14 protein-coding genes are annotated in these 23,118 nt (G+C 58.2%); 9 read left to right on the top strand and 5 right to left on the bottom strand.

All coding sequences use genetic code 11. The features are described from left to right. The first annotated feature begins 106 nt into the window (after positions 1-106). From Poly24_RS24725 to Poly24_RS24705, 5 genes are all read left to right on the top strand, one after another. A complete protein-coding gene (locus Poly24_RS24725; RefSeq protein WP_145101913.1) occupies positions 107-1,990 on the top strand; it encodes a M20/M25/M40 family metallo-hydrolase in 1,884 nt (627 codons plus the stop codon). Between the two features lie 159 nt (positions 1,991-2,149). Continuing rightward, complete coding sequence (locus Poly24_RS24720) at positions 2,150-2,737, top strand: OmpH family outer membrane protein (RefSeq protein WP_231745851.1); 588 nt, start codon at positions 2,150-2,152, stop codon at positions 2,735-2,737. A gap of 33 nt (positions 2,738-2,770) precedes the next feature. After that, on the top strand, positions 2,771-3,652 hold the full coding sequence (gene lpxC, locus Poly24_RS24715; RefSeq protein WP_145101911.1) for a UDP-3-O-acyl-N-acetylglucosamine deacetylase: 882 nt from the start codon (positions 2,771-2,773) through the stop codon (positions 3,650-3,652). A gap of 120 nt (positions 3,653-3,772) precedes the next feature. Next, complete coding sequence (gene lpxA, locus Poly24_RS24710) at positions 3,773-4,579, top strand: acyl-ACP--UDP-N-acetylglucosamine O-acyltransferase (protein ID WP_145101909.1); 807 nt, start codon at positions 3,773-3,775, stop codon at positions 4,577-4,579. Positions 4,580-4,636: 57 nt separating this feature from the next. Continuing rightward, a complete protein-coding gene (locus Poly24_RS24705) occupies positions 4,637-5,734 on the top strand; it encodes a Gfo/Idh/MocA family protein (protein WP_145101907.1) in 1,098 nt (365 codons plus the stop codon). Between the two features lie 30 nt (positions 5,735-5,764). Here the strand turns inward: Poly24_RS24705 and Poly24_RS24700 are convergent, their stop codons facing one another. The 5 genes from Poly24_RS24700 to Poly24_RS24680 all read right to left on the bottom strand — a co-directional run bounded on the left by Poly24_RS24700 (position 5,765) and on the right by Poly24_RS24680 (position 18,689). Next, complete coding sequence (locus Poly24_RS24700; protein WP_145101905.1) at positions 5,765-6,775, bottom strand: SGNH/GDSL hydrolase family protein; 1,011 nt, start codon at positions 6,773-6,775, stop codon at positions 5,765-5,767. 375 nt (positions 6,776-7,150) lie between these two features. Next, positions 7,151-8,650, bottom strand: coding sequence for a glutamate synthase subunit beta (locus Poly24_RS24695; protein ID WP_145101903.1), 1,500 nt, complete (start codon positions 8,648-8,650; stop codon positions 7,151-7,153). Positions 8,651-8,763: 113 nt separating this feature from the next. Continuing rightward, complete coding sequence (gene gltB, locus Poly24_RS24690; protein WP_145101901.1) at positions 8,764-13,326, bottom strand: glutamate synthase large subunit; 4,563 nt, start codon at positions 13,324-13,326, stop codon at positions 8,764-8,766. 120 nt (positions 13,327-13,446) lie between these two features. Continuing rightward, positions 13,447-14,409, bottom strand: coding sequence for a LysR family transcriptional regulator (locus Poly24_RS24685; protein WP_145101899.1), 963 nt, complete (start codon positions 14,407-14,409; stop codon positions 13,447-13,449). Between the two features lie 227 nt (positions 14,410-14,636). Continuing rightward, positions 14,637-18,689, bottom strand: a complete 4,053-nt coding sequence (locus tag Poly24_RS24680; protein ID WP_145101897.1) for an FHA domain-containing protein — start codon at positions 18,687-18,689, stop codon at positions 14,637-14,639. A 586-nt stretch (positions 18,690-19,275) separates the two neighbouring features. Here Poly24_RS24680 and Poly24_RS24675 point away from each other — a divergent pair. The 4 genes from Poly24_RS24675 (at position 19,276) to Poly24_RS24660 (ending at position 23,116) form a co-directional block, all read left to right on the top strand. Next, entirely contained in the window at positions 19,276-19,686 is a 411-nt protein-coding gene (locus Poly24_RS24675) for a TraR/DksA family transcriptional regulator (protein WP_145101895.1), read from the top strand. 279 nt (positions 19,687-19,965) lie between these two features. Next, positions 19,966-21,066, top strand: a complete 1,101-nt coding sequence (locus tag Poly24_RS24670; RefSeq protein WP_145101893.1) for a S1C family serine protease — start codon at positions 19,966-19,968, stop codon at positions 21,064-21,066. A gap of 430 nt (positions 21,067-21,496) precedes the next feature. Then, positions 21,497-22,552, top strand: a complete 1,056-nt coding sequence (locus Poly24_RS24665) for a DUF1559 family PulG-like putative transporter (protein ID WP_145101891.1) — start codon at positions 21,497-21,499, stop codon at positions 22,550-22,552. Positions 22,553-22,705: 153 nt separating this feature from the next. Beyond that, positions 22,706-23,116, top strand: a complete 411-nt coding sequence (locus tag Poly24_RS24660) for a hypothetical protein (RefSeq protein WP_145101889.1) — start codon at positions 22,706-22,708, stop codon at positions 23,114-23,116. Positions 23,117-23,118 lie beyond the last annotated feature (2 nt).

Genomic DNA, 23,118 nt, shown 5'->3' with positions numbered 1-23,118 from the left:
GGGCGGATGAATCGGCGACAATCAAGCTTGTCGTCTTTCACACCCATTAATCCAGTGAGCCGGTTGCGATTTCTGCGACGGGCCTCCCATCGACGGAAATTCAAGGTTGAATATCTACGCGCGGCTGTCCACGGTCCTGTTGATTTTTGTTGGTCTGCCTGTGGCACTTTCGAGTGCGGAGGAATTGTCGCAGCAGCGAATGCAATCGCTCCAGGGGAGCGATCTCGAAGCGGCTGAGCGGATCGATCGCGACATCCGCTATTTCGCCAGCGAAGAACTCAAAGGACGAGGCGTCGGGACTCCCGAAATCGCCCAAGCGGCGGAGTTCATCGCCAAGCGATTTGCTAGCCTCGGCCTGCGAACCGAATTGATCGACAGCCAGCCGTTTCAGTCGCTAGCGGTCGATTCGACGATCACCGTGGGCGATCCCGCAAAAAACCACGTGCAGATCGACCGTCAGGGCGCCGGCCCGCTGAACCTTCAACTGGGCAAGACCTTCAACCCGCTAGCCCTCGGCAGTTCGGGACAGGTTCAAGCTCCGTTGGCCTTCGTCGGTTATGGGATCACCGCACCACAAGCCAATTACGACGACTACGCCGGTCTCGATGTGCAGGGCAAGATCGTGATCGTGCTCCGCAAAGAACCGCGTTTGGGCGAACCGAACAATCCGCTCGGCAAAACCAGCCCTACACCGGCAGCCTACTTTTCGACGAAGATGAGCGGCGCGATCGCGCACGGTGCCGTCGGGGTGATCGTCGTCAACGACCACGCTTCGGCGATCGAATTGGGCAAGCAAGATGATAGCAATACCGAGGACGCGCTCCTGGAGGTCACCGATGCGGGCAACGGCAGCGCGGACAAGAAACTGCCGACCGTCTGCGTCTCTCGGGCCGTGATCGATGGCTTGTTGCAGCAGTCGATGGGCCGATCGCTGCTGGATATCGAACAGTCGATCGACCGCGACTTCCGTCCGATCAGCGGCTTGTTGCCGGGCGTGACCGCGTCGATCCAAACCGATTTACAAACCGACAAGGTGATGGCTCGCAATGTGATTGCGGAACTGCCCGGCAGTGGATCTCTGGCCGAGGAGACGGTGATCGTTGGTGCTCACTACGATCACGTCGGGATGGGAGGTATCGGTTCGCTGGCTCCCGGAACGATCGCGGTTCACAACGGCGCTGACGACAATGCTAGCGGGACCGCCGCGCTGTTGGAGATCGCTCGCCAGTTGAGCCAATCGCAGGAGCCACAGCGTCGGCGGATCGTCTTCATCGCCTTCACCGGCGAGGAGCGGGGGCTGTTGGGGAGTGCTCATTATGTCCGCAATCCGCGGTTTGGATTGGAGCAGACGGTGGCGATGTTGAACCTCGACATGGTCGGCCGGCTGAAAGGGAACGTGCTCTCGGTTTACGGAACTGGAACCGCCGAAAATTTTGATGCACTGATCCGGCAGCTGAATGAAAAGTCTCAATTTTCTTTAGACATCGATCCCAGCGGCTACGGCCCCAGCGATCACCAATCTTTTTACGAAAAGGACATTCCCGTACTGCATTTCTTTACCGGGCTGCACAACGACTATCACCGACCAAGTGATGATTTCGACAAAATCAATTTGATCGGACTGACCCGGATAACCGATATGGTTACCGAGGCGACACGTGAAATTGCGACTGAGTCGCAGCGACCCGTTTTCCAAACCACACGGCGAGGAAAGGGGATTCGCAAGCAAAAAACCGCATTTTTAGGTGTTCAACTTCGCATGTCGGACGATCGGGTGACGATTGTCCAAGTGGTTCCCGACGGGCCTGCGGCACAGGCTGGTTTGATGGTGGGCGACGCTCTGATTCAGGCAGGGGACCAGAATTTAACATCGATTCAAACGGTGTTGGACTATTTGGCGGGGCATGTAGGAGGCGAGACGCTTGAATTTCAAGTGCTTCGCCAAGGGCAACCTCGCAGCGTGAAGGCGATTTTGGGCGAAAAGAAATGACCGTTTGGGTCATCTTTTGGTCAAATTAATCTTTACGCGAACTGGACAGGTCGGCAGAATAGCCGCCCCGTAGGTCGACTCATGGAATGTGTCGATCGCCGCAGGTTGAGACGCTCGGCCCGTGGCAAAACTACAACGCACCAGACAAGGAGAGCAGACGTGCGGATTACCAAGGCAACGACCATCATTCTCGGTACCCTGTTGAGCATCGCGATGGTGCCAGCGCTGGCATCGGCCCAACAAGCTGCCGGCGGCAAGATCGCAGTGATCGACGTCGCGTACATCTTCAAGAATTCCGACGCCATCAAGTCCGAAGTCGCTCAAATCGAAAACTCGATGAAGGCGTACGAGCAAGAGATGGCGAACGTTCGCAAGTCGATGCAGAAAGAAGCTGAGCTGCTGAAGACTTACAAGCCCGGTTCGCCCGAATACGCCGGCCAAGAAGAGAAGCTGGCTGGAATGGAATCCAAGGTCAAACTGGAAACCATCCGCAAGCGTAAAGAATTGGCAGACGCCGAAGCACGCATTTACTTCGACAACTACCAAAAGATCCGCGCCGTCGTGAAGCAGGTTTCCGAATACAACGGAATCGACCTGGTTCTGCGTTACAACAGCGAAGAGATGGAACTGGAAAAGCAAGATTCGGTTTTGCGTGGCGTGATGAAGGGTGTGGTCTACCACAGCCCTAAGTTGGACCTGACCCAAATGGTCATGCAAGCCATGGGCACTAAAGTTGCCACTCGCTAGTTTTGTTTTCGGTCGATATCGGAGTTCGTTCCTATGACTTGTCAGCGAGTCGAGCACACGATTGAAGCAGCCTGCCAAGTGACCGGTCGCGGTTACTGGTCGGGCCAGCAGGTCACGGTGCGTTTCCTGCCGGCTGACCCAGGCTCGGGGATCCGATTTGTCCGCACCGATCTGCCTGGGAACCCAAGTGTCCCGGGCTTGGTTGGGTTTCGCCAAAGCATGTCGCTGCGAACGGTGTTAAGCAGCGATGGCGGGGCCGTGGTCTCGATGGTCGAGCATTTGATGGCGGCGCTTGCGGCGCTGCAGATCGACAACTGCGAGATCCAGGTCGACGCCGAAGAGATGCCCGGAATGGATGGATCGGCAGCGGCGTTTGTCGATGCCCTCAACTCCACAGCTCGGGTTGAACAATCGACGACGATTCGCCCCTATCGGGTCGACCGTTTGTTGCGAATTGGTTCGGCGTCGAATTGGATCGAGGCGTCACCAAGCGATTCGGATCGCTTCGAGGTTGAATACCGGTTGGACTATGGCGACGATTGCCCGATCCGTCCGCAGACCGCAGCTTTCCAGGTGACTCCTGAATCGTTCGCCAAGGAACTGGCTCCTGCGAGAACTTTTGTGACAGCGGACCAGGCCAAACAGTTGCGAGCCAGCGGCGTTGCTGGACACGTAACGAATCAAGATTTGCTGATTTTCGACGACCATGGGTTAGTCGAAAACAGCTTGCACTTTGAGAATGAGTGCGCACGCCACAAAGCGATGGACTTGGTGGGAGACCTGGCACTGGCCGGATTCCCGCTGATCGGACGTTTTGTTTCCCATCGCGGTGGACACGAACTGAACGCATCGATGGCAACGCAATTGCAACAATTGAGCTGTCGGTCGATGCACGGTTCTCGTAAAACGGCCTAAGGCAGTTGCCAAAAGTCGGAATTGCCGTCGTTGGGTAAATGTTGATAGGATCAAACGACGCAATGAATGCGTCACTAATTAACTAAACGGACCACCGTGGCCCAAGGAAGGGCTTCCTCTATGAGCGTCACCATCGCGCACACCGCCGTCGTCGACCCTCGCGCTCAATTGGGCGACGATGTCCGCGTCGGCCACTTCTGCCTTATCGGACCGCATGCTCGCATCGGAGCCGGAACGCACATCGAGAATCACGTCACGATCATGGGGCACACCACGATCGGCGAAAACAATCACATCTTTCCCAACGTGGTGATCGGTGGCGAACCGCAGGACCTCAGCTACCAAGGTTCGCCAACGCAGGTCATCATCGGCGATGGGAACGTGATCCGCGAAGGATGCACGATCAATCGCGCGACCGAAAAAGAAGACGGGATCACGTCGATCGGCGACCATTGCTATTTGATGGCTTACGCCCACGTCGCCCACGATTGCCGTTTGAGCGACCGGATCGTGATGGCCAATAACTGCATGCTGGGTGGACACGTTCACATCGATCACGATGCGATCCTTTCGGGCGGTGTGGCCGTCCACCACTACGCTTCGATCGGCGCGTATTGTTTCATCAGTGGACTTTCACGCGTCAAGCAAGATGTGCCACCCTACATGCTCGCCGAAGGCTCGCCCGCCCGTCCGCGAACCGTCAACGTGGTCGGCCTCAAACGCAACGACTTCAGCAACGACGAAATCCGCGTGATCACCGAGGCGTTTAAGTTGTACTATCGCCGCTCGGTTGGCGTTACCGAAACACGACAACGTCTGCTTGAAAGCGGGCCGATTCAGCCGTCGCTGCTGCGACTGCTCGATTTCCTGGATCATCAAACCGGCGGCAAAAATGGCCGCGGACGCGATCGCCGCAAGGCTGCTTGATCGGGCGTCCACCGACGAATCTGCCACTTGGCCCAACGATAACGGAGTAGAGAGAAGATGACTCGATTGAAGCTTGGCGTGATCGGAGCGGGCCACTTGGGCAAGATCCACGCAAAACTGCTCAGCACGATCGACGACGTCCAACTGGTCGCCGTCAGCGATCCCTTCGCCGCCGCTCGGCAAGCGATCGAGGATCAGTTCAGCGTGCCAACTTTCGCCGACTATCGCGATCTGCTGGGACTTGTCGACGGCGTGATCCTCGCCGCCCCGACCGATCTGCACGCGGAGATCGGCAGCGACGTGCTTCGCGCGAAAAAGCATCTGTTCATCGAAAAACCGATCACCACGACCAGCGAAGATGCCGATCGTTTGGTCGCCTTGGCCAAACAGAACGGTTGCACGCTGCAAGTCGGCCACGTCGAGCGGTTTAATCCTGCTTGGTCGGCTGCCGAATCGATGCTCGAGCATCCTAAATACATCGAAGCGGTTCGAGCCAGCAGCTTTCCCGGCCGCTGCTTGGACGTCGGCGTCGTCATGGACTTGATGATCCACGACATCGACCTGGTCCTCTCGCTCACCTCCGCCGCGGTCCAACGGATCGACGCCAGCGGATTGTCGGTGATCAGCGATCACGAAGACGTTGCCGAAGCTCGGATCACGTTTGAATGCGGTCTGGTCGCCAATCTGAAGGCATCGCGAATCAGCCCCGCGGCGGCTCGAACGATGCAGGTCTACGGCCCGCGAGGCTACGCCAATATCGACTTCTCCGGCCCCTCGGCGACCTTGATTCAGCCCGAGGCTTCGATCGCCGAACGCTCGTTCGAATTGACAGCCGCCGGACCGTTGGCCGACTTCCGCGAGCAATTGTTCAGCCATTGGTTGGCATCGCAGTCGCCGGAGATTCAGCCGAGAAACGCGATCTTGGACGAACAGCACGACTTTGTGATCAGCATCCAAAGCGGCAGCCAGCCGACGGTCAGCGGTGCCGATGGCGCTCGCGCTGTCGCCGTGGCCGAACAGGTTTTGGAAGCGATCGACTGCCGCCAATGGCTCGGCGACGCAAGCGGACCGGAACAAGTGGGCGCGTTTGCGACGCCGCCTGAATCGGTCGAAGCGGCCAGCCAACGGATCCATCAACAGCGTAAAGCCGCCTAGCATCTTGCGGCCAACCGCCGGCAAGTCGCATCATTCCGTGCTGCCACCGCTCGGCAGCACGTCGCGGCGGGTAACGATCGCGTTCAAAAACAGACGCCGAATGGCGTCGTAACCGCGATCGTTGGGGTCTTCGATATTGCTGAAGAACCAATAGTGCGGATCGCTGCGGTCGTAGGTCGACCGCCAAAACTGGCGACAATGCGATCCGTGCCCCAAAAACGCTTCGTACATCGGGACCAGCGTTACGTTTGACCGACGTTCTGCCGCGGCCTGGATGATCGTGTTATAGCGGGCATGGATTGCCAGCCCATCGGGCCACGGCGGCAGGAAGATACTTGGCGCGTCGCCAACGCCGTCGGTCGGATCGTAGATGTCTGCCAAGAATATCTCGCAGCCGCCAGGAAAGCTTTCATCGATTCGGTCGAGCATCCGATCCAATCGGGCCGCAAAGTTATCGCTCCACGGTTGGGCCTGCTCCAGAGTGGCACCGTACATGGCCCCTTCGCGCGCTGGCGAACGGCCGTAGCTGTGGATCAGATCGTTCCCACCGGTCGTCATCACAACAATTCCAAAGGTCTCCACCGCGTGCGTTGACAGTCGTTGAACGACCTCCCAGTGCATTGGCGATGTCGATCCGGAGACCGCCAAGTTTTCAGCTTCGATGTTCGGCAGCACGCGCGACAGACAAATCCCCTGCATCCCCGCAAACTCATCCTCCGGATTCTTCAGCAGACGCTGAAAGTAAGAATGTGCAGGGCTCTTGGCTCCTAAGCCCGCCGTCACGCTGTCGCCAATCCCTAGCAACTTGAATTGTCGCGACGACCACGGTTCGCTAAAAGCTGCTGGCGCGACCTCGGGGCCTGCTGGCCCACTACCGATCGGTCGCCGCAGCGTCAGCTCGATGTAGGCCAACGCGACAATCGTCAAAACACCGCCGGCCAACAGCAGTCGCCGCAACCACTGGCTCTTCACCTTCGTCGTCTCTTCGGTGTCGGTTGCCGCCTGTGGAGCTCCCGGATCCGTGGAATCAGCCTCTTGCATCGGACTCTCCGTTGGAGGTGTGTGACAGGCAACGATGCCGTGGATCGGCGACGGTTGCTATTGCGTTTCCGGCGCCGTGGCAGCCGAACGAGCTCAAGTGTGAGCGAGCTCTTGGAGGCCGATGCTTCGATGTTTGACGCCCTCTAACGATCGGCATCCAGCATTATAGGCAGCTCTTGAGGCCGGTTGTTCAGGCAATCGCGGCCTGAAGTAGAAGTCCGCGGCGGGGCGGCTGGGGGAGGCAGATCGCCGTTGGTCGCGCAAACGTTACGGCTTCCTGCACGCCGCAGCTTTGGCGGTGTCAGACGCTTGGGGAACCAGAAACAAAAACGGCCGCGGCTTGTTGGCCACGGCCGTTCGTGAAATCGTTCAGGCTTAGGTGCCCGACAATTCGGTTCCCATCGTCGTCCCTGGCGCTGGCAGAACGCTGCTGCCTTGCAGGTAGATGTCGATCGCACGAGCGGCTCCGCGGCCTTCGTTGATCGCCCAGACGACAAGGCTTTGTCCGCGACGGCAGTCACCGGCGGCGAAGACGCCTTCGATGCTGGTCGTGAACTTGCCATGCTCGGCTTTGTAGTTCGATCGGCCATCGGTTTCGAAGCCCATCGATTCAACCAAATACTGCTCTGGCCCCAGGAAGCCCATCGCCAGGTAGACGCGTTGTGCGGGCCAAACCTTCTCGGAGCCTTCGAGCTCGCTCATCGCCCAGCCGCCATCGGGCTTCTTGGTCCATTCGACACCCACGGTGCGAATGCCCGACAAATTGCCCTGGCCGTCGTCGATGAATTCCTTCGACAGGATGCAGTACGTTCGCGGATCCTTGCCGAACTTAGCCGCCGCTTCCTCGTGACCGTAATCGGTACGGAAGACACGTGGCCATTCGGGCCAAGGATTGTCGGCAGCGCGCTCTTCGGGCGGCTGAGGCAGCAGCTCAAAGTTGACCATGCTCTTGCAGCCGTGGCGGATCGAGGTGCCGATGCAGTCGGTGCCGGTATCGCCACCACCGATCACGATCACATCTTTCCCTTCGGAGTTGATGAATTCGGCCGTGTCGGTCTTGTCGAGAACCCGCTTGGTGTTGCCAGTCAGGTAGTCCATCGCAAAGTGGACCCCTTTGAGGTCGCGACCGGGGATTGGTAGGTCGCGGGGCTTGGTCGCACCGGTCGCCAGCAGAACCGCATCAAAATCCTTCTGCAAGTCCTTGGGGTCGACATCGATGCCGACGTTGGCGTTGGTTTTGAAGGTGACCCCCTCGGCGGTCATCTTGTCGACGCGACGCGCGACTTGGTTCTTGTCCAGCTTCATATTGGGGATGCCGTACATCAGCAACCCGCCGATGCGGCTGGCTCGTTCGAAGACGGTGACCAGGTGGCCGGCGCGGTTCAGTTGATCCGCGGCGGCAAGACCCGCGGGGCCCGAACCGATGATCGCTACCTTTTTGCCGGTCCGCGAGTTGGGCGGTTCGGGCTTGATCCAGCCTTCCTGCCACGCGCGGTCGACGATCGCGTTCTCGATGTTCTTGATGGTCACGGGCGGATTGGTGATCCCCAAAACGCACGAACCCTCGCACGGCGCGGGGCAGACCCGACCGGTGAACTCAGGGAAGTTGTTCGTCTTGTGCAACCGCTGGATCGCGTCTTCCCAGCGACCGTTGTAGACCAGGTCGTTCCATTCGGGGATCAGGTTGTCGATCGGGCAACCGCTGGACGATTGGCAGAACGGCACACCGCAATCCATACACCGGGCACCCTGCTCGCGGAGCAGTTCTTCTTTCGGTTCGGTATAGATTTCCTGGTAGTCGTTGATGCGGACAACTGGCAGTCGCCAAGGCACTTTTTTGCGGTCAAACTCTTTGAATCCAGTTGGCTTACCCATCGTGATACTCTCAATTTAAAAAGGCGAATTGTGTGAGGCGTCGTCGGCCCCGTTGTGCGGGCCTGGGCAGGTCGACTGCCCAGGCTGCGTCCACGTGTGTTGCGGTGCGGAGACTAAGCGTTGACCGTCTGGTTTGCTTCCGCCAGTTCTTGCAAAACACGCTTGTAATCGGTTGGCATAACTTTGACACACTGTTTCACGAAGGTGTCCCAATCGTCCAGGGCTTCCTGCCCGACCGTGCTGCCCGTGTAGCGAACATGCTTTTCGATCAATTCCTTGACCTCGTCATGTTCGGCTTCGGTTTCGATCCGTTCGAGTTCGACGGTTCCCAGGTTGCAGTTCAGACTGAAATCGCCCGCCTTGTCCCAGATGTAGGCGATACCGCCCGACATGCCGGCAGCAAAGTTGCGTCCCGTCGAACCAAGGATCACCACACGTCCACCGGTCATGTATTCACAACCGTGATCCCCGACACCTTCGATGACGGTGTTGGCACCACTGTTGCGAACCGAGAAGCGTTCGGCAGCCCGGCCGCGGAAGAAGGCTTCACCCATCGTGGCACCATACAGGCAGACGTTGCCGACCAGGATGTTCTCTTCGGCGGTGAACGAACTAACCTTCGGTGGGTAGATCACGATCCGACCGCCCGAGAGGCCTTTGCCGACGAAATCGTTGGCATCGCCGTCGAGTTCGATCGTGATTCCTCGAGCCAACCACGCTCCCAAGCTCTGTCCGGCCGAACCGGTCAGCTTGATGTGGATCGTGTCTTCGGGCAGTCCCGTTTGGCCGTATCGCTTCGCGACCTCGTGGCTCAGGATCGTGCCGACGGTCCGGTTGATGTTCACGATCGGCGATTCGATGACGACAGGTTCTTTGGTCTCCAGCGTCTTCATTGCCCGTGGCAAGATGACGGTGTTGTCCAAAGCGTGCTCGAGTCCATGGTCTTGAGCGATGGTGCAACGCGTTTCAACGTCGGCGTGCATCTTGGTCGCTGGGCGTAGGATCGGAGTCAGGTCGAGGCCGTCGGACTTCCAGTGGCGGATCGCATCGTCGGTCTTCAGGACGTCGCTGCGACCGACCATTTCGTCGATCGATCGGAAGCCCAGTTTGGCCATCAATTGACGTGCGTCTTCGGCGACCATGAACAGGTAATTGACCACGTGTTCCGGCTTGCCAGCGAACTTCTTTCGCAGTTCGGGGTCCTGCGTCGCGATTCCGACTGGGCAGGTGTTCAAGTGACACTTACGCATCATGATGCAGCCCAACGCGATCAGCGGTGCGGTCGAGAAACCGAACTCTTCAGCTCCCAACAACGCGGCGATGACCACATCGCGGCCCGTCTTCAGACCACCATCGGTTTGCAAAACCACGCGGCTGCGAAGGTTGTTCAAAACCAGGACCTGATGGGTTTCGGCAATGCCCAATTCCCATGGCAGACCGGCATGCTTGATGCTGGTCAGCGGCGAAGCCCCCGTACCGCCCGAATCGCCCGAGATCAGGATGTGATCGGCGTGTGCTTTCGCCACACCCGAAGCGACAACGCCCACGCCAACTTCGCTGACCAGCTTCACGCTGATCCGCGCCGCGGGGTTGCTGTTCTTCAGGTCGTGGATCAATTGCGACAGATCCTCGATCGAATAGATATCGTGGTGCGGCGGTGGGCTGATCAACTGAACGCCCGGCGTGCTGTAACGAATTCGAGCGATGTTCTTGTCGACCTTCTTACCCGGCAGCTCGCCACCTTCGCCCGGCTTGGCACCTTGGCTGATCTTGATCTGGATTTCATCCGCGTTGGCAAGGTATTCGATCGTCACGCCAAAGCGTCCGCTGGCGACCTGCTTGATCGCTGAACGCTTGCTGTCGCCATTGGCCATCGGTAGGAATCGCGACGGATCTTCGCCACCTTCGCCGGTGTTGCTCTTTCCGCCCAGGCGATTCATCGCGACGGCAAGGGTCTCATGCGATTCGGCACTGATCGAACCAAAGCTCATCGCCCCGGTGCAGAATCGCTTGACGATCTCCGAAGCGGATTGGACTTCTTCCAATGGCACCTGGGGACCCGTCCCGCCTTCTTTGAAGTCGAGCAGGCCACGCAGCGTCCAGCGGGTCTTGTTGTCGTGGTTGATGAAGTTAGCGAACTTCCAGTACGCATCCTTGTTGCCGGTCCGAGCGGCAGCTTGCAGCGACGCGATCGATTCGGGAGCCCAAGCGTGCTTTTCGCCTTCGGCACGCCAGTGGAATTCACCGACGTTGGGCAGCTGTGGCAGCTGAGCCGATTTGACGTCGGGATATCCCAGGTGGTGACGACGCAGCGTCTCTTCGGCAACCAGTTTGAAGTTGACCCCTTCGATGCGGCTGGCGGTGTTCGTGAAGCAGAGGTCGATCACATCGTGATTCAAACCGATCGCTTCGAAGATCTGAGCACCCTTGTAACTTTGCAGCGTGCTGATGCCCATCTTGGCCATCACCTTGAGCATGCCCTTGGCGACCCCCTTGCGGTAGGCGGCAACGATCTTGTCGTCGTCGTCCAGTTTGCCGGTCAACAGGCCGTCGCGACGCGATTGCCACAGCGATTCAAACGCCAGGTAAGGGTTGATCGCGTCGGCACCGTAACCGATCAGCAAGCAGTGGTGGTGGACTTCGCGCGCTTCGCCCGATTCGACGACGACACCGATCTGCGTTCGCTTGGCCTTGCGAACCAAATGTTGGTGCACCGCACCAGCGGCCAGCAGCGAGCTGACCGGAACGCGATCGTGGCTGATCCCGCGGTCCGACAGTACGATGATCGAGAAACCCGCGTCGACGGCCGCTTCCGCTTCGGCTGCGATTCGCAGTAAAGCGTTTCGCAGGCCATCGGTTCCTTCGGATCGGTCGAAGGTGATGTCAATCGTCTGCGACTTCCAGCCGCGGTGGTCCAGGTGCTTCAACGCCGCCAATTCTTCATTGGTCAGGATCGGGTGAGGCACTAGCAGGCGGTGACAGTGCTCCTCGGTCGCTTCGAGCAGGTTCAGCTCGGGACCGATGTAACACTCCAACGACATGATGATCTCTTCACGGATCGAATCGATCGCCGGGTTGGTCACCTGAGCGAACAACTGCTTGAAGTAGTCGTAGATCATCCGTGGCTTGTCGCTAAGACAGGCCAGGGCCGAATCGTTCCCCATCGATCCGACGGGATCGCGGAGCTCGGTGACCAACGGACGCAGCATGAACTGCATCGTTTCGATGGTGTAACCAAACGCTTGCATCCGTTGTAGCAAGGTGTCGGAATCGAAGCCGTGCGGTTCCTCTTCGGGATGCAGGTCCGAAAGTTGAATGCGTTGGTTCTTGAGCCATTTGCCGTACGGGGCCCGCTTGGCGAATTCGGTCTTCAATTCTTCGTCGGCGATTACGCGGCCGTCTTCGAAATCGACAAGGAACATCTTGCCTGGTTGCAGACGACCCTTCTCTTTGACAATCGCCGGATCGACCGGCAATACGCCGACTTCGCTGGCCATGATCACACGATCATCGGTCGTGATGTAATAACGGCTGGGACGCAGGCCGTTGCGATCGAGAACCGCACCGATGTAATGACCGTCGGTGAAAGCGATCGAAGCGGGGCCGTCCCACGGTTCCATCATGCAGCTGAAGTATTCGTAGAAGGCTCGCTTCTCTTCGGGCATCGTGTCGTGCTTCTGCCACGCTTCAGGGACCATCATCATGATCGCTTCTTGCAGCGTTCGGCCGTTCATTAGCAGGAACTCTAACACGTTGTCAAACGTGCCCGAATCGCTGCACTCAGGCTCGACGACGGGGAACAGGCTTTGCAGTTCGTCGCCAAAGGATTCGCTGCGGGCGGTTCCTTCGCGCGCGGCCATCCAGTTCTTGTTTCCGCGGACCGTGTTGATCTCGCCGTTGTGGCTCATGAAGCGCAGCGGTTGAGCGCGATCCCAGCTGGGGAACGTGTTCGTCGAGAACCGGCTGTGAACCATCGCCAGATGGGTTTCGAAATCGGGATCGGTGAGGTCGGGGTAATACGGCAGCAATTGAGCCGGCGTCAACATTCCCTTGTAGATGATGACCTTGGTCGATAGCGAACAGATATAGAACACCTTCGCTTGGACAAGCGTTTTGCTGCCCCGCAGCATATGGCTGGCACGCTTGCGAATGCTGTATAGCTTGCGTTCGAACGCTTCGCCCTCGATCCCCTCAGCCGCTGCAACGAACAGTTGTTCGATGTTCGGTTCGCTCTTCCGCGCGGTCGGGCCAACGTCCGCCGCATCGGTGGCTTGGGGAACGTTGCGCCAACCAACGAGGGTCTGGCCTGCTTCGGCGATCAGCTTTTCGATCTCCTGCTTGCAGTAGGCGCGCTCGGCGTCGTCTTGAGGCAGGAAGACCAAGCCGGCAGCGAAGCGGCCCGGTTCGGGAAGGGTGACGCCGAATTCGGATTGGGCCACGCGCGCCAGGAAGCGGTGGGGCAAACCCATCATGATTCCCGATCCGTCGCCAGTATTGGTTTCGCAACCACAGGCGCCGCGGTGATCCATGTTCTTCAAAATCGTGTCGGCGTCCAACACGATCTGGTGGCTGGGCTTGCCTTTGATGTGCGCCACAAAGCCAACACCACAGCTATCTTTCTCATGTGCCGGGTCGTAGAGTCCCTGCTTTGGCGGCAAGTGGAAGTCGGTATTCATAGGGCTAACTTTCATGTTTACGTGTAACGGTTACGTTCGGTGCAGCCGTCCGTGGAGCAACGATCTGCAGCGATCCATCGTGCAGAGGCGGTGGCGAGAACCAGAGGTTCTCGCGCTGGCCTAGGTCGCGGCCGAGGCGGCCAGCTGTTTCAATTCAGCGTCGGCACGGCGGCGAAGTTCAGAACTCGATTCGTCCGGTTTTAACGGACGTCCCAACAGCAATGCACCAAATTCCAACGCCGCCGGCCCAAGACGGGCTCCACGACGCCAGATGATGCCAAGTGGACGAGTGATTTCGAGGTCGGGGCATTGAATCACACGTAGTGAATCGTTGGCGACCTCGCGTCGGATCGCGGGCTCGGGAAGGATGCCGATACCGCTGTTGAGTTGAATGGCGCGAATCAAGGAATCGATGTTATCGAAACCGGTATCGAACTTGGGGCGGATGCCGTTTCGCGTCAAGTAAGCGACGATTTCGCGTTGGACCTTCAGCGACGAATCGAACCCCAGCATCAGCTGGCCGTTGAGGTCTGCCAAGCAGACCTCGCGACGACTGGCAAAGGGATGGTCCGGCGCACAGATAAGCTTCATCGGTTCGCGCTGCCAGGTCACGCAATTTAATGTTCGCGTGCTCTTGGGATAGGAGATCAACCCGAGGTCGGCCGTCCCTTCCATCACCGATTCGTGAACCCGTTCGGGAATCACAAATTCGACATGCAAATCGACATCGGGATGCCGTTTGGCAAATTCCGACTTGGCCGAGGGCATGTAGCTGAGCCCGACGGAGTAGATCGAAGCGACCTCGACGTGTCCGGCTAGCCGTTTCCCAAACGAACGAACTTCCTGTTCGAGTGTTTGGAAATCGTAGAGGATGCGTTGCAAACCTTCGAAATAGAGCTGCCCGGCGGGAGTGAGAACCAGCGGACGCTTGGATCGATCGATCAATTGAACAGACAGGTCCTGTTCCAGATGGTGGACGATCTGACTGGCAGCGCTTTGAGTCATGCCGTGAGCCGCAGCCGCACGCGAAAAGCTGCGTTGGCTGGCGATGTCACAAAATACTCGGAGTGCTCGGATCTGCATGAACGGAAGGTTTGCTCGTAATATTAGCTTGTCTAATGGAGTGGTGGTTTAGCTTGAATTCCTTTGATGCAAGGTAATCGACACAATCCAGGTTCGTCAACGGTTCAAAATCAGAACCGCAAAGAAAAACACGCAAGCTCCATCAATAATTCACATCTCTGCCGAGCAACGCTTCAAAATGAAGCGGCAGCGACGTGATTCGGGGAGATTTGAGACGGCGGTGCAGCCTAGGATCGATCGCCACCGGCAGGTGCATCGCGATTCGCCGCCGTATCGGACGGCTCTTTCGCGGGGGGCTGCGATCGCTCTGAAGACGGAGTACCGCTTCCCTTGAGCAGCTTGAGGCCGCTGAGTCCCCAGTAGATGGCCAGCAGCACACAGGCGGCGGAGGCCAATGCGTAGGGCATCAGTTGGCGTTGGGCAAGCACGGCGAAGGTGCCGCTGCCCATGATGAATGCTCCCGAAAGGAACAATTTCAGCATCGATTGACTGCGTTGCCGATTCCGAACGCTTTTAGCGATCGCTTGCCGAGCCGAACTGTTGGCCAGTTCACGCATCGCCGTAAGGTTGGCGGTATGTTCCGGCGCGGCACTGCGTGGAACGTATTCCGATTCGTGCATCACGTCTTGCTTGGCTTCTTCCACGACGGTCGCTTCCACCAAGGATTCAACGGTGGGTTGCGATACGACGGGGGCCGCCGTCGGCTCGGGGCGCGACGGCGCCGCAGGCTCGGGCTCGTCGTTCTTTCCATGCATGCGATTGAGCAAGCGATTCATATAGGCTTCGATCGAATCCTCTTCGTCCTCGCTAGGCGTTTCGGCTACCGATCCGCTCGCGGCACTCTCACTGGGCGGTTCGTATAGCGGAACTTCGCGGCGTGGCAGATCCGATTTTTGAACGGGTTCTTCCGCGGGAGCCTCGTCGTAGGGTTCGTCGATCGCTTGCGAACCATAATAGGACGCTTCTTCTTCCGCCGGCTCGGGCGGCGGGGCGAGCTCCGCGGCGGAATCGACCATCACGTCGTCAGGTTCGACGGGGGCTTCGCTGTGCGGCGGGTCGTAGGTCTCGCGCTCCGCATCGACCGCGTCTTGAGCAAGATGATCTTCTGGCGGAGAAACGACATAGCCCCCTGCGGGCATCATTTGAGTGTGCCCGGCAAAATCGTCGGCATCGATGCCGCTGTCGGCCTTGTCGATCTCACGGGCTTCGGGAATGCTGGGGAACGCTTGGGAGATGACCGGGCCGGGACCGTGTTCATCAGCGTCGCTTGATTCGGGAGCGTCGGAAGAGTTCGGGAATGAGACACCCATCGACATCGACATGTTCAGGTCCATGGCGGTGGGATCGTAGGTGCTCGATTCGGATAGATTGGCAAACGAGCCCGCTTGGGGAGCATCTTGGTTGAATTCGCCAATCATCTCCGCTGCCAAGCCGCTGAGTGCATCGTCGTCGTCGTCGCCCCATGGAGAGACTTCGTCGTCGGTCGACGAATCGATGACCAGTTCCCCCGCGTCGTCCTCCCAGCCCGCTTCGTCGTAACTGCCGAACGAGCCTTCGCCTTCCGTCGCATTGGCCACCGACGATGCGTCTTCGCCGAAGGGCGCATCGTCATCGGGCTGCGCCGCGGCTTGAGGAGGAAAGCCAAAGGCCTCGCCAAAGGCAGGCAGCCCGCTGGCGGGTATGTCCAGTTGTTGTGGGTTCTCGATCACGTAGGTGTTAGCGATCGGCTCGTCATCGTCATCGTCGGCGTTCTCGTTCTCCGCCCCGGTTCCCCATGCCATCTCCTGATCCTCGACTTGCAGTGCCGATGGATCGTCGGGGTTCGTGTTGGGATCGGTTAGGTTGTGATACACGCTGTGCTGAGGCGGCGCCTCGAGGGGCTCGGCTGGAGTTTCCTCAATCGATACCTCGGCGTCGGTCGCGGCATGCTCTTCCTGGGGAAAAGCGAATACGGACGATGGTTCTTCGTCGTCAACGTGAGCATCGGCGCTAGCGATGGTTTGGACTTCGGCGTCGTCAGCCGATATGGCTTCGGAATCGAAGCTTTCCGCAGCGGGTTCGTCCTCGAGCGATGCAGCGTCGGCAGCGTCGGGTTCCTGTTTCGAGGGGGTTGAAAACGTTTCGGCAGCTTGTTGCGTCGAGGGCGCTGCGTCATCGAGGCCTTGCGGCAGGGAGTCCTCGGCCGTCAACGCTTCGCCATCGGCGAGGAGGGCGAACGCTTCCGATCCGTTGCCTTCTTGATCGTTTGTGAATTCGGCAAACGGCAGTTTGGCGTCCGGCGTTTCCAGAGGTGCGTCTTGGTGCAGCCGATTGACTTCGGCCTGCAGGCGTGCGGCGAGTCGGTTCGCGACCGTCGCTTCGTCTTGGGGATTGACCGCCGAACGCTGGGCTGAGAGTTGCGAAAGTTCGGCCGCTTGATGGGAAATCTTGTATTCGAGTTCTTCGCGTTCAAGCTGCCACGAGCTTTGCCGAGCCGTTTGTTCGATCCGCAGCGCCGCCAACCGATCTTGTGCGTTCTGCAATTCCTGAAGCAATTCGGCGGTTTGATCGACGACTTCCCCTTCAGCAACGGCGTTGGCCGATTCGATATCGGTCAGTTGATTTTGCAATTGGTCGGCCAGCTCTCGCTGTTCATTGTATTTCGTTTCTGAAATCGCCATCTGCCGACTGATCTGTTCGATCGTTGCGTTGAGCTCTTTGGCTTCGGCCTCCCAGACCTGTTGGTGGTTCTTGTATTTCGTCACCGCTTCGGCAAGTTCGTTTTCGAGATGCGCGATCTTCGCTGCTGCCGCTGCGTTTTGTTCGGCGTGGACCGCAAGCCCCTGTTGGTGCTCGGCTTGCTCCCGCTCCAACGCCTGTTCATGATCGGCGAGCTCTTGGGCGAGCTGCGATTTGAGTTGCTCTTGCTCCGCCAAAAGGTCCTCGATCGAACGGGCGTGCGCTGCCGCCAACGCTTCATTCTGTTCGGCATGCTGCAACGCGAGTTCTTCGACGACGCGGGCATGTTCGGCGGTCAATTCGTCTTGGCGTTTCAGATGCGCTGCGATGGCCGTGGCATGTTCGGCCGCGGATTTGTCGGCGCCCGCGATGGCATCGTCCAATTCTTTGCGCCATTGGAGCGATTCTTTTTGCTGCTCCGATAGATGCTGTTGCGCCGAAGAGAGCTGATCGTTCAGATCGTCGATCGATTTGCGTAGTCCCTCGGTCTCCTGTTCCCAACTGGCTTGCCGCGCGCTGTGCGTGGCGATTGCTTCGCTCAACTGCGTTTCCAATTGCTGGATCCGTAGCAGGGCTTGTTCGTGCTTCTCGCGGTGTTGGCGAGCCTCTTTGTTGGCACGGTCCACGGCGGTTTCCAGCACGCTGACGCGATCGGTCAGCAGCATGAAGGCTTCTAGCTGGTTCGCGTGTTTCGCGTTGGCGGATTCAAGTTCTTGTTGCAACGCGTCGGAACGCTGCCGTTCGGTATTGACGGCCAATTGTTCGAACAGCGAATCGAGTTTGTCGGCCAGCGTTTCCACCGCGTGGGTCGATGCCGCGCTCGAAGCGATCGCGGCTTCGGCGTGTTGCGATGACTGCGCTTGCATTTCTTCCAAGCGCTGCAGCCGTGCCGCTTCCCTGGGGTCCAGGGCTGGCGGTTTGTCCGAAGAGGGTTGACGCGCTGGGGCGAGCGGAGTTAGACGCGAGAAATAATCTTCGGCGTCGAAATGGACAGGCGATTTGGATACCAAACGCATCCCGTCGGCAAAAGACAGGCGGCTGGAGGTCGCGGCGCCATCTTTCCTTGGGTTACGCGCAAGCGGCTGCGCGTCGCTGGTTTGCCGTGGCGAGGTGATGAAGTGACGGGCCGATTCTGCAAATGGCGAATGGGCGGCTTCGGCGATTGGTAACGGGGGCCGGGACGGTTGCGTCGTTGGAGAGCCTGGGTTACGAACCCCCTGCAGCAACGTCAGCGTGTAGTCGCCCAGCTGGATGTTGTCCTGCGGTTCAAGCCACGCTTCGGTGACGCGAATCCCATTGACCAAGATCGCGATGCCGTATCCGCGAACCAGTAGCCGGTCCTGTTGGCGGATGAGGATGGCGTGCGTCTTGCGCAACGACGGATCCTCCAGACGGACCGAACATCCTTCGCCCGATCCGAATGTGTAGCTTTGGCCGCTCAGTCGTAACCGGCGGCGGGGGTGCCCGACGCGGTCGACTTGAAACTCTACGTAGTCATTCGTACTGGGGCCATCGGAGCCCGAGTTTTGCGTTGGCTTGTGGGTGTTAGCTGGTGCGGACACGTCGTTGCCTTCCGATTGATTCCTTCCATGGGGACTATCCCGTCATCTCTTCTATCGGAACGATAACGTTCGTACATTCCTCCAAACCAGACTGATCCGACTTTCCTTGGATTTCTCAAGCTCTATTTATCCCAAAAATGCGGGTTGGTTCAGCTAGCAATTGCCCGATCGGCGATTTTCTTGAACCGAAGCCTCGTCGCTGGGGTAGAAGTCGGTAGGTTGAGGGCGTGATAGCAAGGAATTCAAACTGTCCGACAAAAAAAGCGTTCGGAAGGGAACCTGGATCGACCTCGGCTAGCATGCGCAAGTCATTTTCATTGAACGACTTGCGAGTTGTCGGTGACAACTCAAATCAGCGAATTTGAGCTACGCGCCGCTTCAGATTGGGAATGCGTACTATAGTTTAGATTGCCTGCGAGGAATTCACCGGACCAAGTAGAGGAACCTGAGCCCGTGGAATGCCGTCTGAGTTACGTCAGGCGGGCTGTTGAAAGTCGCATCAGACTGCGATGGTTCGACTGCAAAGATCGAGACGGCTGTGGGCAATCCGAAGATTAACCATCATTGAATTGAGGCTGTTAGAGATATGGCACGTACACAAGCTATCTTGAAGTTGCGACAATTGCTCGTTCGACGGCGGGATGCATTGCGTCGAGTTCTGGCGGGCGATCTGAGTTCGCTGAATGAACTTCGCGAGCAGAGCCATGGCGATGTCCTCGACGCTGCGTCGGACACGGCGCGCGACGAACTGAGTAGCCAATTGGCGGAAGTCGAGAGCCGCGAGTTGGGGCAAATCGACGACGCGCTAGCCCGGATGCGCGATGGATCTTACGGTAGCTGTGATGGGTGTGGCAAAGTAATTCCGGTCGCCCGACTGCAGATCGTTCCCTACGCGACCGAATGCATCGAATGTAAACGCAAAAGCGAAGGGACCGATACCGGAGGGGGATGGTCCTGGAGCCGCCCACAAAACGGTAGCGAAGTCGATAGCGTGTAGGCTGCCTTTGCGGTCGCCACCACCCCGTTGCGATCGTTGGATTCGCGAGGGCTGGCTTCGCTGCAGGGATGTTGGCCCTGACTGGCGATTCTAAATATCATTGATAGCGAAGCGATTTCAATTTGGAAAACGCTTCGCTTTTTTCGTGTTATGTCGATGCTGTGCATCATCCATGTTGAATCGACGTCAGCGAAGTCGAACCGCAACAATACCGATGTTCAGTACGGCAGGCGATATTTTTCGACGGTGGCGTATTTGCGTTTCGGGACTCACAGAACTATGAACTATTCAAGATCGATCCTGACTATCGCGATCCTTTGCGGACTGATGGGGCCAGCTTTTGCTCAGCTGACTCCCGCCAGTCTTGTAAACGATCGTGCCGCTCCCCGTCCGGAGATCGATATCCCAGGCGAAATCGCTGTTCTGCAAAGTATGAGTCGTGTGGTGAAGCATGTCGCTCGGGTCGCCAAGCCGAGCGTGGTTCATCTGGAAGCCCGTAAGACCGAAACCAAACGTGGCCGCAGCGAGGAGTTCGACGAAGCCGGTTCGGGGGCGATCGTCGAGATCGATGGAAGTTTTTACGTGCTGACCAATCGGCACGTGGTCTTTGGAGCCAAGGAGTCGCAGGTTACGGTTCGGTTAAGCGATGGTCGCGAACTGCATCCGATACGAATCATTAGTGATTCGAGCACCGATGTGGCGATCATGGAGGTGCGTGGGGAGGACTTGGAAATCGCCCAACTGGGCGATAGTGACCGTGTCGACATCGGTGACTTTGTTCTGGCGATTGGCAGCCCTTTCGGCCTCAGCCACTCGGTGACCTTTGGGATCATCAGTGCAAAGGGGCGTCGTGATCTGACATTGGGCGAAGAGCGAATCGAATTGCAGGACTTCTTTCAAACCGACGCGGCCATCAATCCCGGCAACAGCGGTGGCCCGTTGTTGAATCTTCAGGGAGAAGTGATTGGGCTCAACACCGCGATCGCCAGCAGCAGCGGCGGCAGCGAAGGGATCGGATTTGCGATTCCAATCAATATGGTGATGCTTGTGGCGCGTCAGCTCGCCACTGTGGGCAGGCTGCAGCGATCTTATCTGGGGGTTTCGCTGGATCCTGACTTCGGTCCAGAGACTGCTATTCGATTGGGGGTTCGTCGGCCGCGTGGCGCGTTGGTCAAAAAGGTGACGCCTAATTCGCCAGCGGCTCAGGGACACCTGCAACACGACGACCTTATCCAGCGGTTCAATGGCGTTGAGATCGAGGATGATGACCACCTGGTCAATCAAGTCGGCCTGACTCCTATCGGCCAAGAGGTGGCTGTGGTTCTCCTGCGCGAGGGGAAGCAGTATCAAACAACATTGACCGTCACCGCGCGACCCTAAGTCGCGCCGGAGATAACTTTCCCTACGTTCCGGTTCTTCTGGGCAGCGGCGCTCAGTAACAGGGGCGGATGCCGGGCTGGGATCGCTTTCCTGGTAGGAAAAAAAGTTGAAAAGTTTTCCGGTGTGATTCCGCCTTAGTGTTCCGTAAGCCTACTCAAATGATGCTGAATGCGCTCAGATTTACCACTGTTCTAGCGCGGTCCGAATGGGAAAGCCGGTTAATGCGTTCTTCATCTAAACGCAACCGTTCCTGAATAATCTTCTTCTAGCCTGCTCCCGTCGAAAGAAGTCACGCGCAACGACTTGTTGCGTTCTCTGCGCTATCGGTTTTCTCGGCGCTGACTTTGTTTTCATTCGAACTCATTTGAGGAGCATTTCTACAGTGACCTGTCTTCAACAGAAAAACGGGGACTCAAGACGTCCCAACCGTATGGGGTTCACCCTCGTGGAACTGCTGGTCGTGATCGCGATCATCGGCATCCTTGTCGGGTTGTTGCTGCCTGCAGTCCAAGCGGCTCGCGAAGCGGCTCGGCGGATGCAGTGCCAAAACAACATGAAGCAACTTGGGTTGGCGTTGCACAACCACATGGATACCTTCGGCACGCTGCCACCAGGTTGGGTTAACTACGACGAATCGGCCAATCGCTATAAAACCGGCGGCTGGCAGCACGGCCAAAACGAGATGGGCTGGCACTGGCTGGCGCTCCTTCTGCCATATGTCGAACAACCTGGTCTGTGGGATCTGGTCGAGGACTGTGAAGCCGACCGCCCTACGGGAACCCAGAACCCTTGCGACCACTGCGAATCGATCGATCCGACCTTCTTCGGTCGCGAGCAGCTACCCGCCTTCTCTCGCTGCCCTTCGGCCGTGACACTCTCCAAGCAATTCAGCGACGGCGGCTACGGCCTCGAAGCCCTGGGCAAAGGGAGCAACTATGCGGCCAGCTGGGGCTCGGGCAACATGCTCTCTTGGGAAAGCAGTGCCACTCGCGGTGCATTTGGCACCTACTACACCACGCAGGAAAAGTTCAATACTCCCGCAGTTACCAGAGCTGATCGCTATCAGCACTCCAAGGGGATGGGTAGCCAGGACTTGACCGATGGATTGAGCAATACCGTGGCGTTGAGCGAGATCATTGGCACCGACGGGCTTACGGGAACCTCCAGCACCGACATCCGCGGCGTTTGGATGTCGCCAGCGATGGGAGCTACGATTTTCAGCGCCTTCCTGAATCCTAACTCACGCGAACGGGACGTGATCGCCGCTTGTGATGAAGCGATCCCAGACGACCGCTTTCCTCTGCTGGCATGCACCGAAGAACGCGACACCGAAAACGTCTATGCCGCCGCGAGAAGCTTTCATCCCGGAGGCGTGAATACCGCGATGGCCGATGGATCGGTTCGGTTCTTCTCCGAGACGGTCGATAACGTTGCCGTCTGGCGTCCGTTGAACACCGCCCAAAACGGCGAAGTCGTCTCGGAATAAGCCGCGACGAAACGATAGCGACAACACCGGTCGGGCTGTTGGCATTCCAGCAGCTGACCTCCGGCGCGAGGCAAAGATCGCCCGCGCCGCCAGTGCTTGATGTCGCCAAACGAAATCCCCCAAACTCAAACCCCCTTCAACACTTTTAGATCCATGAAAAACGTTAGCAAGTTGTTTATCGTTGCTCTCTTGGCAGCCCCCGCCCTGGTTGGCTGCGGTTCAACCGATCCGGTCCAAGTGACCGATGCTCAAAACCTGAATGCTCAAGTCGAAGGCTTGGGCGACGCCGCTGGCGATGAAGAGAGCTTTTCCAAAGCGTTTGTCACCGGGGCAGCTCCCGAAAATCGCAAGGACTACGGGGCGCGTGGCTTCCAGGTTGTCGGAGAAGCAACCGTCGATGGTGACAGCGCAACCGTGCCAGTCAAAATCTTTGGCGGTGTCTACAGCACATCCGGAAAAGATGGTGGCCGCAAAAAGCCTTCCGATGCAACGGAGACCGAACAGGTCTGGACCCTGCAACGAAATGGCGATGTCTGGAAGATCAAAGACGCACCGTTGGGCTAGTC

This window comes from Rosistilla carotiformis (assembly GCF_007753095.1).
Classification (GTDB): Bacteria; Planctomycetota; Planctomycetia; order Pirellulales; family Pirellulaceae; genus Rosistilla; species Rosistilla carotiformis.
Note: the sequence above shows the minus strand (reverse complement) of the source record. Positions and strands in the feature narration are given on the sequence as shown.

Excerpts from the sequence above, each read along its gene's own strand:
- gltB (WP_145101901.1), bottom strand. The coding sequence starts at position 13,326 with ATGAATACCGACTTCCACTTGCCGCCAAAGCAGGGACTCTACGACCCG.
- Poly24_RS24670 (WP_145101893.1), top strand. The coding sequence starts at position 19,966 with ATGAACTATTCAAGATCGATCCTGACTATCGCGATCCTTTGCGGACTG.
- Poly24_RS24705 (WP_145101907.1), top strand. The coding sequence starts at position 4,637 with ATGACTCGATTGAAGCTTGGCGTGATCGGAGCGGGCCACTTGGGCAAG.
- Poly24_RS24685 (WP_145101899.1), bottom strand. The coding sequence starts at position 14,409 with ATGCAGATCCGAGCACTCCGAGTATTTTGTGACATCGCCAGCCAACGC.
- lpxA (WP_145101909.1), top strand. The coding sequence starts at position 3,773 with ATGAGCGTCACCATCGCGCACACCGCCGTCGTCGACCCTCGCGCTCAA.
- Poly24_RS24675 (WP_145101895.1), top strand. The coding sequence starts at position 19,276 with ATGGCACGTACACAAGCTATCTTGAAGTTGCGACAATTGCTCGTTCGA.
- Poly24_RS24695 (WP_145101903.1), bottom strand. The coding sequence starts at position 8,650 with ATGGGTAAGCCAACTGGATTCAAAGAGTTTGACCGCAAAAAAGTGCCT.
- Poly24_RS24660 (WP_145101889.1), top strand. The coding sequence starts at position 22,706 with ATGAAAAACGTTAGCAAGTTGTTTATCGTTGCTCTCTTGGCAGCCCCC.
- Poly24_RS24700 (WP_145101905.1), bottom strand. The coding sequence starts at position 6,775 with ATGCAAGAGGCTGATTCCACGGATCCGGGAGCTCCACAGGCGGCAACC.
- lpxC (WP_145101911.1), top strand. The coding sequence starts at position 2,771 with ATGACTTGTCAGCGAGTCGAGCACACGATTGAAGCAGCCTGCCAAGTG.
- Poly24_RS24665 (WP_145101891.1), top strand. The coding sequence starts at position 21,497 with ATGGGGTTCACCCTCGTGGAACTGCTGGTCGTGATCGCGATCATCGGC.